Source organism: Endozoicomonas sp. ALC020, from assembly GCF_049275935.1.
Lineage (GTDB): Bacteria > Pseudomonadota > Gammaproteobacteria > Pseudomonadales > Endozoicomonadaceae > Endozoicomonas_A.
On the sequence record NZ_CP184830.1, the window covers coordinates 6,156,509 to 6,169,190 of the forward strand.

General features: G+C 43.2%; 13 protein-coding genes. 4 read left to right on the forward strand and 9 right to left on the reverse strand.

The window, feature by feature from the left end; translation table 11 throughout:
- Positions 1 to 34: 34 nt before the first annotated feature.
- From ACOJUO_RS22790 to ACOJUO_RS22800, 3 genes are all read right to left on the reverse strand, one after another.
- A complete protein-coding gene (locus ACOJUO_RS22790) occupies positions 35 to 319 on the reverse strand; it encodes a ComEA family DNA-binding protein (protein ID WP_422134180.1) in 285 nt (94 codons plus the stop codon).
- Between the two features lie 465 nt (positions 320 to 784).
- Positions 785 to 1,174, reverse strand: coding sequence for a type II toxin-antitoxin system HicB family antitoxin (locus tag ACOJUO_RS22795; RefSeq protein WP_422134181.1), 390 nt, complete (start codon positions 1,172 to 1,174; stop codon positions 785 to 787).
- On the reverse strand, positions 1,171 to 1,419 hold the full coding sequence (locus tag ACOJUO_RS22800) for a type II toxin-antitoxin system HicA family toxin (RefSeq protein WP_422134182.1): 249 nt from the start codon (positions 1,417 to 1,419) through the stop codon (positions 1,171 to 1,173). The genes ACOJUO_RS22795 and ACOJUO_RS22800 overlap by 4 nt, the downstream gene beginning before the upstream one ends.
- Positions 1,420 to 1,828: 409 nt before the next feature.
- Here ACOJUO_RS22800 and ACOJUO_RS22805 point away from each other — a divergent pair, with 409 nt between their 5' ends.
- Both ACOJUO_RS22805 and ACOJUO_RS22810 read left to right on the forward strand, forming a co-directional pair.
- Positions 1,829 to 2,263 (forward strand): DUF29 domain-containing protein, encoded by a 435-nt coding sequence (locus tag ACOJUO_RS22805; RefSeq protein WP_422138274.1) that lies wholly within the window; start codon positions 1,829 to 1,831, stop codon positions 2,261 to 2,263.
- A 69-nt stretch (positions 2,264 to 2,332) separates the two neighbouring features.
- Complete coding sequence (locus ACOJUO_RS22810) at positions 2,333 to 2,767, forward strand: DUF29 domain-containing protein (protein WP_422138275.1); 435 nt, start codon at positions 2,333 to 2,335, stop codon at positions 2,765 to 2,767.
- Here ACOJUO_RS22810 and ACOJUO_RS22815 read toward each other — a convergent pair.
- Positions 2,764 to 3,336 carry a Uma2 family endonuclease gene (locus tag ACOJUO_RS22815; protein ID WP_422138276.1) on the reverse strand — a complete coding sequence of 191 codons (573 nt, stop codon included), beginning with the start codon at positions 3,334 to 3,336 and terminating at the stop codon, positions 2,764 to 2,766. The two genes, ACOJUO_RS22810 and ACOJUO_RS22815, sit on opposite strands and share 4 nt — an antisense overlap.
- Positions 3,337 to 3,650: 314 nt before the next feature.
- Between ACOJUO_RS22815 and ACOJUO_RS22820 the strand changes: the two genes are divergently transcribed.
- The gene (locus ACOJUO_RS22820; RefSeq protein ID WP_422138277.1) at positions 3,651 to 4,103 is read left to right on the forward strand and encodes a helix-turn-helix domain-containing protein; all 453 of its coding nucleotides are present in this window, start codon (positions 3,651 to 3,653) and stop codon (positions 4,101 to 4,103) included.
- Positions 4,104 to 4,264: 161 nt separating this feature from the next.
- Here the strand turns inward: ACOJUO_RS22820 and ACOJUO_RS22825 are convergent, their stop codons facing one another.
- The 3 genes from ACOJUO_RS22825 to ACOJUO_RS22835 are packed head-to-tail and all read right to left on the reverse strand — an operon-like array spanning position 4,265 to position 7,863.
- Complete coding sequence (locus tag ACOJUO_RS22825; RefSeq protein WP_422138278.1) at positions 4,265 to 6,295, reverse strand: polysaccharide biosynthesis protein; 2,031 nt, start codon at positions 6,293 to 6,295, stop codon at positions 4,265 to 4,267.
- 43 nt (positions 6,296 to 6,338) lie between these two features.
- The gene (locus ACOJUO_RS22830; RefSeq protein ID WP_422140092.1) at positions 6,339 to 6,896 is read right to left on the reverse strand and encodes a sugar transferase; all 558 of its coding nucleotides are present in this window, start codon (positions 6,894 to 6,896) and stop codon (positions 6,339 to 6,341) included.
- Position 6,897: 1 nt separating this feature from the next.
- Positions 6,898 to 7,863: a UDP-glucose 4-epimerase family protein gene (locus ACOJUO_RS22835; protein WP_422138279.1), complete on the reverse strand. Its 966-nt coding sequence runs from the start codon at positions 7,861 to 7,863 to the stop codon at positions 6,898 to 6,900.
- Positions 7,864 to 8,211: 348 nt separating this feature from the next.
- Between ACOJUO_RS22835 and ACOJUO_RS22840 the strand changes: the two genes are divergently transcribed.
- Positions 8,212 to 9,345: an ISAs1 family transposase gene (locus ACOJUO_RS22840; RefSeq protein WP_422138217.1), complete on the forward strand. Its 1,134-nt coding sequence runs from the start codon at positions 8,212 to 8,214 to the stop codon at positions 9,343 to 9,345.
- 190 nt (positions 9,346 to 9,535) lie between these two features.
- On the opposite strand, the gene ACOJUO_RS22845 is transcribed toward ACOJUO_RS22840, so the two are convergent.
- Together ACOJUO_RS22845 and ACOJUO_RS22850 are read right to left on the reverse strand one after the other, a co-directional pair.
- Positions 9,536 to 10,774 carry a glycosyltransferase family 4 protein gene (locus ACOJUO_RS22845; RefSeq protein WP_422138280.1) on the reverse strand — a complete coding sequence of 413 codons (1,239 nt, stop codon included), beginning with the start codon at positions 10,772 to 10,774 and terminating at the stop codon, positions 9,536 to 9,538.
- 145 nt (positions 10,775 to 10,919) lie between these two features.
- Positions 10,920 to 12,596, reverse strand: coding sequence for a heparinase II/III family protein (locus ACOJUO_RS22850; RefSeq protein WP_422138281.1), 1,677 nt, complete (start codon positions 12,594 to 12,596; stop codon positions 10,920 to 10,922).
- Positions 12,597 to 12,682 lie beyond the last annotated feature (86 nt).

Below are 12,682 nucleotides of genomic sequence, written 5' to 3' on the forward strand. Positions count from 1 at the left end.
TCTCTATGGACGGGCTTTTTTGTGTGTATTATTCCTACTCTTCAAAAATTATTCTGGATTCGTTTTTCTTCATAAAGGCTTCACCGATGAACTTCACCTGATCCAGGTCATCCATATTCTTGTAAGGACCATGGGCTTTTCGGTGTTTTACTATCTCTTCTGCTGTTCGTCGACCTACACCTATAAGCTTTTCGTCCAGTTCCTGAACAGTGGCTGTGTTGACATTAACGACCCATTCTTTTTCGTCGCTATTGGCAAATGAGCCTGCAGAGAACATCAAAAGACTGGAAAGAGCGATAGCTGGGAAAAAATTATTCATAATCAAACTTCCTTATTGATTATTTGAGTTTGGCTTTAGATATTTCTAAAACCGTTATTTTCAGTTCTAGACGGATTTTAAAAAAAAACCAAACGCATTGAAAAAAAACTATGACTATGACAGAGCCATTTGGTGTAAACGACTGATTTTATAAAGAAGTCGGGACAGTCTCCAAAATAAGTACTCAGACAGCGAAGCCAATGTTTTGACAATATATAAGCATGAACAAAACTATTTCTTCAGGCTCTGACAACAAAAAGTCAAGAGTAAAACAAGCCCTCAGGAGCCTTTCGGATTGATGACTTCGAGTATAAATTTCAGAACAAAACGAGCCGGAGTATTGAGTGCACTCATGGCTGCAACCAGTATCACCTTTTGACTCTGTATTAAACTACGCCCAGCCCTATAAATGAAACTTGATGTCCGCCCCGTCCTAAGGGACGGGTTTTTACGCTCATTCGATAATTAATTAATCGTGTCGGTGCTAATCCCTTTGCTTCTTTCCCTGCTTAGCTTTTCCTCTATCGCCTCACAAATGAACGCATTGATAGACTTTGGCCTTGTGTGATTAAGTGGTGCTTCGAGGATGGCTATGGCCATGGCCTTGTGAAGTTCCTCACCGACGCGAACATTCAGCGAGCCCTTGAATGGTTTATCAGGGGTTTTGCCTAGTTCCTCACAGTCTTTCAGGTAGTCATCTACTGACTGCTGAAATTCCTCTATCAGCTTTGGCAGCGTGTCCGCTCCATAAGTAATCAGATCTCGGATAAAGGCTACTTTGCCAAACAGCGTACCATCATCAATCTGTGGCTCTATTGTGCCTTGATAGCCCTTGTATTTGAGGTATTGAGTCATGACAGATGCCCCTCGTTATCCAGAAACTCAATAAGTGCCTTCAGGGCTCCCCCTTTCAGATTTTTGTCCGGGTGTGGCCTGTGCAGTCTTATCATTCGTTTCGTGTTTTTGTTGTAAAATCGTACCCGTGAGCCAGCCTTTTCCTCCTGCTTGTAGCCAAAATAATTTAATAGTGAGCAGACATCTTTCCATGGAAAGGTGTTCGGGCCTTCCTTCAGTTTTTCAATGTTCTTTTTCTGAGCCACAATAATTGCTCTCCAGTATGCGACTAATTATAGTCGCTTGGCTCTCTGTGGCAACTGCCGAGCTTACATCCCCCACCCATTTCGGTGGGGGTCTTACGCTGAAGTTCGATAAAAGCATGAATAAAACTATTTCTTCAGGCTCTGACAACAAAAAGTCAAGAGCAAAACAAACCGTCAGGAGCCTTTCGGATTGATGACTTCGAGTATAAATTTCAGAACAAAACGAGCCGAAGTATTGAGTGCACTCATGGCTGCAACCAGTATCACCTAATGACTCTTCATTAAACTACGCACAGCCCTATAAATGAAACTTGCACTATCGTTGTTGGTGCAGTTTAGATTCGTAAGGTACAAAGTAGGTAAGATAGACTGTAGGAAAGTGTGATAATGGACAAAGCAGGTGGCCTATATGCGTGACTTGTACGATACCGACTTTTACAGCTGGACCCAGAGGCAAGCAAAACTGATCCGTGAAGGTCGCCTCGCAGAACTCGATCTGGAAAATATCCTTGAGGAAATTGAGAGTATGGGTCGCAGTGATTACAGAGCTTTACAATCCCGGCTGGAAATACTCTACATGCACTTGTTGAAATGGAAGTATCAGCCAGAAAAAAGGCAGATGGGTCACAGTTGGGAACGCACCATTCGTGAGCAACGAAAACAGGCACGACGAATTCTCCAGGATTCTCCGGGCCTCAAAAACAAAATTGATGCCATGCTTCCTGTCGCTTATAAAAGAGCCGTCGAAGATGCTACTGAAGAAACTGGACTATCACCTTCAACCTTCCCCAAAGAGCGTCCCTGGAGCTATGAGCAAGCTATGAGCACCGAGTTCTGGCCCTGATAATTCTCCAGGCAATAATATAAACTGAAAGGTGACTATGAAATCTTATAAAAACAGCAGGTGATCTTTGTGCGTGATTTATACGATACCGACTTTTACAGCTGGACCCAGAGACAGGCAAAACTGATCCGTGAGGGTCGACTCGCAGAACTCGATCTGGAAAATATCCTGGAGGAAATCGAAAGCATGGGGCGCAGTGACTACAGGGCATTAGAATCCAGAATATGTTTGCTTTTCATGTATTTGTTGAAATGGCGGTACCAGCCTGAAAAAAGACAAACCGGCCACAGCTGGGAAAGGACTATCCGGGGGCAACGCAAGCAGATCAGACGGATTCTAAGAAAAAATCCAGGACTGAAAGGCAAGCTGCCAGAAATTCTGCTTGAAGCCTACTCCGACGCTATGGAAGATGCCTCAGATGAAACAGAACTCCCCTCCACTACTTTCCCAAAAGAATGCCCCTGGAGCTATGAGCAGGCAATGGATCCGGAATTCTGGCCTTAATGCTCAACTCTTCTAATATCCTTGTAGATATCCAGAACAGAAAGTTCGAGACCGACTGAGCGCAACAGCAAAGAGTCTCCTTCTCCGTAACGCTGTGAACACCATTGTCCTCCTTCCCGTCGGTATAGATCCACCAGAAGCTCATATTGAGAAACCAGCATGTATTCTTCCAGAGTTGCTATTTGAGTATATGCCTCAAGTTTCGCAAAACGATCATGCTGTTCTGTAGATTTTGAAAGGATCTCAATAATCAGTTTTGGATTCTCTTCAATATAATCATCACCAGAGCCACTGCCACAGGACACCATTATGTCAGGGTAAAAGAAGATATTATCGCTTTCAGAACCTGCACTGACTTTCATGTCAGAAGCAAAGACATCACAGCCAGTGCCCGATAGATGCTGATGAAGTCTCGTGGCAAGAGAAACCGTTAGCAAGTTATGCTTTCGACTGCCACCCACCATAGCGAAGACATATCCATTGATGTACTCGCTTTTCGATTCAGCCGTCTTTTCAGACTCTATATATTCATCAACGGATAGCAGTGGATTTTTCATAGCATTTTGCATCTGGCTCACCGATCATTATGAAATATGAGCCGTTCAACATAGACAGGGATTAAGCAGACATCATAGCAAACGACAGCTCAATGGTAGTTCAGAACTTCTCGCTCAGATTTTGATTCGGTTTGTCTGGACTGATCCATCCAGTCCACCACATCAGAGGTTGGATTAAAACCATTCACACAGCTGGAAAGCAGATTTCTCAGATCGGTAAAACGTCCATTTCTTGCCACCTCGAAAACAGTTTCCAGGGCCGGACTATAGTTACTCCACGAGGGCTACGATGAAAGCACCAAACGCTGCCGGAAAGGAGGAAGTCTGTGGACCTTAACGATTCAAAAGGCATGGCCGAATTAACCCGGCGTTTTCACCATTTACTGGAAGTTGCCCCCTTTCTGGAAGGCATCAATAACGAAAACGAATATCAACAGGCCCTTGGCGCCACGGAACTGCTGTACAGAACCATCGGCGATAACCCGAATGATCCCAGAAATCTCCTTCTGGATATGATCGCCCAGAAAATAGAGCACTATGAATACCAGACAGACCCGGTGCTTTCCCAGTGGGACCAACAGGATGGCACAATTGCCCTGATCAAAGTATTAATGCGCCAGCACGGCCTGACTCAGGCCGAACTGCCTGAGATCGGCAGCCAGGGTGTTGTTTCGGAAGTATTAAACGGCAAGCGACCGCTGAACCTGCGACAGATGCAAAGCCTGACTAAACGGTTTGATTTGCCGGTGACTCTTTTTCTGGAGCATGAGGGGCATTGATTGTTGTTGTTCTGAACAGCCGTCTTTTCAGACTCTAAATATTCATCAACGGATAACAGTGGATTTTTCATAGCATTTTGCATCTGGCTCACCGATCATTTCAGAAATATGAGCCGTTCAATATAGTCAGGGATTAAGCAGAAATCATAGCAAACGACAAATCAATGGTATTTCAATACTTCTCGCTCTGGTTTTGATTCAGCTTGTCTGGACTGATCCATCCAATCCACCACATCAGAGGTTGGATTAAAACCATTCACACAGCTGGAAAGCAGATCTCTCAGATCGGTAAAACGCCCACTTCTTGCCACTTCAAAAACAGTTTCCAGGACCAGCCTATAGTTACTCCATAATTCTTTGCTTTCCATAGCCATACTGATTTTAGGATGACTGGTACCTGTCACATTGTCTCCAATCAACAGTTCTTCATAGAGCTTTTCACCTGGGCGTAATCCTGTGTAGACAATTTCAATCTCGCCTTCAGGGTTACTTTCATCCTTCAGGGTCAAACCAGATAAATTAATCATACGCTTTGCCAGGTTGGCTATTTTGACAGGCTTCCCCATATCCAGCACAAAGACCTCCCCTCCGCTGGCCATCGCACCGGCCTGAATCACCAGAAGTGCAGCCTCAGGAATCGTCATAAAATAACGATTAATGTCTGGGTGAGTCACCGTCACAGGACCACCGACCCGAATCTGTTCGCGAAACGCGGGGATCACTGAACCACTCGAACCCAATACATTTCCAAACCGCACCATTGTAAAACAGGTATTAACGGGTATTTTTGTTTCTGGCCTAAAGCCAAACCTGTCGGAATGGAACAGATTCACTGAACTTTCATCAGCCAATCCCTGCAAAGCCATCTCTGCCAGACGCTTTGAAGCACCCATAACATTTGTGGGACGTACTGCCTTATCGGTAGATATAAGAACAAAACGTTCTACCTGAGCAACAATGGCGGCTTGTGCCGTATAAAGCGTACCCAAAGTATTATTGCGTAAACCTTCTTCAATATTTTGTTCAACGATAGGTACGTGTTTATAGGCAGCAGCATGATAAACCGTATTCACAGCGAATCTTCGCAAGGTTTCAATTAAACGCTCCGGATTATTCACCGAACCGAGTACTGCTGCTATCTGAACCGCTTTAAAGTCATTCGAACTATTTTGCGTCTTAATTAAATCCTGTTCGACAGAATATAAGCTAAACTCACTGTGCTCATATAGCACAAGACATAAAGGTTTCTTTTTAAGAATCTGACGACAGAGTTCAGAACCGATAGAACCCCCTGCCCCAGTCACCATGACAACCTTACCGGTGACACATTTCTGCAAAAGCTCTTGCCTTGGCTCTACCTCGTCTCTTCCGAGCACATCACCAATATCAACTGGCTGAATTTCCTGCATTTTCATGCGGCCGCTGGCCAGGTCAGCCATGGCGGGTATAGTTCGGATAGGTAGACCATGTTGTTCAAGAGTATGAACTATCTCCATTCGCCTTTGCCTGCTCGCAGAGGGTATAGCCAGTAACACCTCCTGAACGCCAGTTTCCTGAACCATCTGCTCGAAACTTAAGGGTCGATAAATACGCCTCCCTTGAATAGCACGACCGACATTGTCCTGCTTATCATCCAGAAATGCGACTGGCTGATATTCAATCCCCCTGTCTAAAGCAGACATTACCTGCACGCCTGCAGCGCCTGCGCCATAGATGGCGACAGGAACTCCCCGGCGTGAGTGGCGTTCCCTGCGTGGAAAAAATTCAGGAAAAATATCTGCTATAGATTCCTCTAATAACCAGCTTCTGATCAAATAGCGAGAGATAATCATTGTCGGTAGCAACAGGAGCCAATATATAAAGGGAATGGACCGGGGAAGATGAGCCTGACCTGAAAGAAACCCTGCCAACATCAGGCAGATAGCAGCATAGGAACAGGCTTTAAAGATAACGATAAGAGAGTCTGAGCCCATGTACCGGAGGACAGCCCGATAAAGTCCCATCTTAACCAGGAAGGGCAAGGTGACTACTACAGCAATGGTGAATGCAGGATAATATTGAGTGAACGAGTCCACCATATTCAGGCGTATATAAAACGCCATCCATAGACAGAAGATTATTGCTATTGAATCGAATAGCAATGTAACCAGCCGTTTGCCTGAGCGTGGGAGTGAGAGCAGTGTCTTGCGCATGTGTAACCTGAAGTAAAACTTAAATTACTTTATCAAAACTCTATCATTTAGACTGATTTACTCTATCACCCTGACCACGTCCAGCCAGAGTCATGAAAATATATCGAAAGTAGTTAGAAAAAGACATACCTTTAATCATTTCCGCATCTGTTTTAGCCAGTAATTCAGGCATTGACATATCAATATCTGAAACTTGGGCTAAACCTGTAATTCCAGGCCTCACATCGTAAACTTCTAATCCATCACGATGTTCAATAAGCTCTTTCTGATTAAATAGGTTGGGTCTTGGACCGACCAGACTCATTTCACCTTTCAGGACATTCCATAGCTGTGGCAGTTCATCCAATTTCGTTTTTCTAAGGAACTTGCCAAGTCGTGTTATGGAACTTGTAGAAGCAAGATGACTAGCCACTGAGGCAGTTTCTATACTCATTGTCCTGAATTTAATCAATATAAAAGGCTTTTTTTTGCGCCCCACTCTTTCCTGACGGAATAAAGGTGAGCCAGTGTCAAATAGACCTATGATATAAATTAGTAGCATGATTGGTAAGCCAAAGACCAATCCAAAAATTGCTAAAGTAAAATCCAAAAAACGGTACACCTTAACCATTACCTCCAGACTTTTTACCTTTAATATAATTAGCCACTGTCGCATCTATACCTTGTTGAACTGTATAAGGTGGCTTCCACGACAACGTTTTCTCTGCCTTTGAAGAATCTACTTGTAAATCACCTATCAATCGATCAACAATTGAGCTTTTCCTAGTTAGAGCACCTGCAAAACGAAAAGTAAACCCTGGAATTGGAAACAGTCTTATTGGCTTTCTAAGTGAATATCGCATCATTTTTATTAACTCTGACAATGAGACATCTTTTCCATCAGAGATAAGGTAAGTTTGATTTGCCGCCATTGGGTGCTCAATACAGGTGATTATAAAGTCTACAAGATTTTCAACATACACCATACTGCGCATATTTTTAATCATGCTAAAAGGAAGTGGAATTTTTGTATCAGCAAGCTTCATTAAATTTAGAAAGTTAGCTTTTACGTTTGCCCCATAAACAAGAGGAGGACGAATAATTACAACCTCCATAGCAGTTTCCAAAGCTATTTTACGTAACCCATCTTCAGCTTCCTTTTTTGAAATACCATATGCATCTTGAGTTAGAGGGCTATGCTGTTCCGTAAATGCTGAAGCACCAGAAGTTGTTTCACCATTGACTTTTATTGAACTTATGAATATGAAGCGCTTTACTCCAGCAGATGCAGACTGTCTTGCTAAATTCAATGCTCCATCGGTGTTGACCCGGCGATATTCTGCTATTGATTCAGTGACTTCGTCCTTCATGATATGTGCACGAGCAGCAAGATGAACAACAACATCTATTCCTTGCAATGCTACAGACCAATCAGTAGTAGCATCGATTGAACCAACAGCAATGGCATCTTCATCAGAGACAGATGGTAGTTTACGAAAAGCTGCTTTGTAACTGAATGATTTTTCCGCCAGCTGAGCTTGCAGAGACTGACCAACAAAACCACTGGCACCCGTTATTAAAATCGTCAAATTGGAGCTCTCAAATAACGAATAGAAATAAAATTCATTAAAAATTAAACTTTTTCATTTCTAAACTCATAAAACTTAAACAGAATCACCTGTAATGCAGGCGGGATTGTGAAGGCCCCTCAGAAGGGGGGTGGTTAGCTTAACGCTAGAAAGCTTCATTTGCTCCTGCCGTTTCTCTTCTGCTTCTTTGTTGCGAATATATTCAAAGATCATCTACTCATCTCAACCGCTAGGGAAAAATCATGAAAGCCCCCGAAGCCACTGGGCTCAATGGCTATAAGGATTTCTACCTATAGAGTAAAATACACATCCATTGTCTTATACAAAAAAGATTTGGATGTTCTGGAAATGAATGCATTTGATTTAATGAATAGGCTATCTGTCATTTATGACGCACGTCAGCAATGGAAAGTAGATCATAAACTTGCTGATATTCTGCTCTTAACCATCTGTGCTGTCATTGCAGGTTGTGAAGGTTGGGAAGAAATTGAAGACTTCGGCAATGAAAGACTGCAATGGTTAAAAAAGTATGGTGAATTTGGATACGGTATTCCTTCACATCATACAATTTCCAGAGTAGTTGCTGCTATTAACCCAAAGCAATTCCAGAAATGCTTTATTGAGTGGATGCAAGCCTGTCACCAGACAACCAATGGTGAGATCATTGCAATTGATGGAAAAACAGCAAGAGGCTCTTACGATAAAGGCAAGGACAAAGGTGCAATTCACATGGTGAGTGCATTTGCGACTGCAAACGAATTGGTTCTTGGTCAAATTAAAATTAATGATAAAAGTAACGAGATTACCGCCATACCTGAATTGCTCGATCTCCTGGAAATCCGTGGCTGCCTCATCACTATAGACGCCATGGGGTGTCAGAGGGATATTGCCAAGAAAATCGTTGATAAAGGCGCTGATTATTTGTTAGCGGTAAAAGGCAACCAGGGTAAGCTTTATGAAGCATTTGAGAAACATTTCTCTGTTGAAAAAGTGAATCAATGGAATGGTGATACTTTCAGAATCGAAGAGAAAAGCCATGGTAGAATGGAAACACGCCTTCACATTGTAAGTGATACCTTTGATGAGTTCGTTAATTTTTCTTTTGATTGGAAAGGAATGAAAACACTCGGGATTATTTTCTCTGCAAGAATGGAAGATAAAGTGTTCAATGCTGATGATATCAGTGTCCGTTATTATATCTCCTCTGCGAAGTTAACAGCAGAAGAATTTTCACATGCTGCAAGAGAGCATTGGGCGATCGAAAATAAACTCCATTGGAAAATGGATGTTGCAATGCGAGAAGATGATTGTCGAATCAGAAGGGGCAATGCCGCTGAAATGCTCACAGGTTTTCGACATATGGCAGTGAATATGTTGAACAATACCAAAACCTTTAAAGCAGGCTTAAAGCGTAAACAGAAAAAGGCAGCCATGAACACACAATACCTGTCTGAAGTCCTTGCTGGGTGTGGGGTTTCATGATTTTTCCCTATCTCAACCGCTCTAACCACGAAAAAATCATGAAAGCTCTTGCCCAGCAAACTGTTCAGTGAGTTATCGTTTACTCAAAGCAGCTTTCTTTTGTTTTCTCTTCAGGCCTGCTTTGAAGGTTTTCGTATTGTTCAGCAGATTGACAGTAATATGTCTAAAGCCTGCCAAAATTTCTGCACCGTCATTTCTTCGGATATGACACTCGTCTTCTCTCATCGCAAGGTGAGTAGGCAATTGGAACCTCCCCCACATTGCTGCTGCCAAATTCAACAATATCTAATGCCATCGCCTTCATAATCGCCCGTCGCGCATATTTTTCTGTAAATGTTGTTCTTGGTGTTGTAGTTAACTTAAGCCCTGCGAAAGCTTCGACAGCCTGTTGTGTATCAGACGGATAAAATACTGCACAATTATTCACTTCCATTGTAAGGAAATCAGCAGAATATCCAGAGACACCTGCTAATATAGGTTTCCCTGAGGCAGCGTACTCAAATATCTTAGAGGGTAGAACTTTCTTGAATGCCGGATAATCATTCAAGTGAAGGAATAACACATCTGCATTCATATACTCAGCAATAAGCAGCTCCCGGTTAACAGGGGGGAGAAGCGTGACATTTTTCACATTGCAATTTTCCAATTCATCAATCAACTGTTGTTTTCTACCACCATCACCAATAATCCGGAACTTAACGTTAGTATCTAATTTTTTTGCCAAAAAAGGTACAATAGTATGAAGGCCCTGACCTTCACCAATATTGCCCGCATAAAGTATGGTAATTTCAGTATTGGAACCCTGACGCTGTATTGTATCCGGAACTACACGCAAGAACTCATCATCGATACCATTTGTGAACCAACGATATTCAATGGTTGTGTACCGCTTCTTAAAGTATGCAGAAAAACCTTTCGAGACGAGATTGATACGTTCTGCACGGCTAAAGGTGAAGTGCTCGACAATTGACGATACCGGACCGGCAAGCCACGAGATTTTCGGAGAAAGCACATTATTGAGTGTGTCTACGAAGATGTCACGAATATCCAGATAAAGTGGTGTTTTAGATCTGCTGGCAACAATCGCTCCCAAAAATGCTGTAAAGAGTCTTGAAGATGTTGAAAAGACAATATCGTATTGCTTTCCACTGACTAAACCTAAAGCAGCCCGGCAGTATGTAATAAAAGCCTTCATCTGATCAAACATCCCACTTTTGTGGGCAGGTAGGGGGATGCGTCGGACTGTTACATTTCCATTACGCTCAGCTGGTGGCGCATCGACACCAAACGAAGCATAACGATTAGGCATGGTTGTTATGACTTCAATCTCAGTAACTAACGGACTCAGTTGCTCGACCAGGGCAGTACAACGAAAAGAACCAGCGCACAAATCCGGTTGGTAATAAAACGAAAAAATTAAAACCTTCACTTAAAACCTAGAATAGAAAAAGTTGTTGAATCCGAAAATATATGAAACAAAGAAAGCTTTTCATGGAATTGGTCTGTGGTTCACCGCTGTTTGCAAACATAGTTATAGCCAAACAGAACACTCAATTATTCCGCGCTGCTGAATGCTAATAATCAAGTTTTACTACACATTCGCTATTTACAAACTCAAAAATCAGGCAAAGATTTGGTATGGAAAGGCCAAACTCTGGATGCCAACTAGTTTGTTCTATCCTGCGTTTGCTGCTCTGATTATTTACCAGCACTTCATGCCCTCCAGGTAGGGTGAGCACTAAACACTCTTCGCGTTCAGCACAGCGAATATCCGGATGCAAATGGAAACGGGCTTCCGCCTTTTGAAACTTGCCAGTAATACGATCTTTTATCGAAAAGGTTCGAGCCGTCAAGGCCCACTCTCTGGAATGCAAAGGCTTACCCTTTAGCCAGCGGTAACCATTGTGGCTACAGCTCACTCGATGTGATTCCGGTTCTAGTGAAAAGAAAGGCTGCCCAGGGTAAGCCCTGCGAGCTACCCGGAAGCCACTCCATACTTCGGAGGAATTCTGGTCATCAATCACCACGGTATTGTGAGCAGCAGTGCCACGTTGCCTCATGCGTTCATCACCCAAGCCGTAGCAGGAAGTGCCAGAATTAACGAACACACGATGACCAAACAGGGATAACTCAAACGACAGCGTATCGGCATGGGCATGGCCTGGAATATAGTCAGGCCCCACTTTTGCCAGATCCAGAAAAGCCACTGCCCGTTTATTTTCAAGACGCACGTAGCCAGAAGCCTTTAGATGTTTAAGCTTTAATAACTGCGGTTTAGCAGAAGACTGTATTGAATAACTTTTAGTAGCAATACCTAATGATCTGGCATAACTAGACATAGTTTTCAGTGAGGCAGCAATCCCCACGACCGCATCATTAAAAAAAGCAATATCACCATCCGGATGACACATGGCTTGCAGCCAGGTAACCATATTTTCAGCATATTGCTGCCAACCGTTAATAAAAGGTTGCACTGTTGTTGCTGAGTAACACTGGCTGATGTTGATCAGGTCCAGCATATCCATCAGCATAATGCTGTGATACATCGGGGACAGTTCAAAGTTACCACCATCGTCTAAAACCTGTTCAGGAACTTCCCGCTGCAAAATTGCCAAACCAGTCTGCAACCATTTTTCTGCCTCAGCCCCCTGAAAATAGAGGCCAACAAATACCAGAGCCTTGGCATTTGCAAACAAATGATTACCCAGTAGATGGTGCTCTAGTTTTTGCATCAAAACCCGAGCCTGCAATGCCAGACTATCAAGCCAGTGTTTTTTCGGTGGCTGATTCGCTGAAATTCGCAGAAAGAATTTCACCCAGTTAACTATCCGCAGCGATAATGGATAAGGTTCCCAGCCATTCCCCCTAGGTGCCGGGTTTTCCTTAATCCATCGTTCAATCAGCTCTGCATGCCAGGGCAACCGTAATTCTGCATCTTCAGCATTCAGGTCATCAAAGTAATGGAGGTTGTATAGCCATAGCTTTTCCCATTTCGGGTTATTCCAGTCACTGGCAGAAGACAGGGTATGGGTTTCATTTAAAAAGTGGAAAGTTTCAAGATTTAGAATGGAGGCTTTGATCTGTGCAGGCAGGTGCCATTGACCATTTGAAGCCAACGGTCGCCCTAGAGGTGCCGGTCGGGTATCCAGACGGATTTTATGCAATCGATGCCCGAGTCGGCCATAAAACTGAACAGGCTTAAGATGCCTTAGCGTATGGAAATAGCGGCAAAAAGTACTGGTTTTCAACAAGAGCGAAACTCATTGGTTTTGTTTTTGGAACCACTAAGGTCACGAAGAGCACGAAGGCTTAAAAGAATAAAACTTCGTGTCCTTCA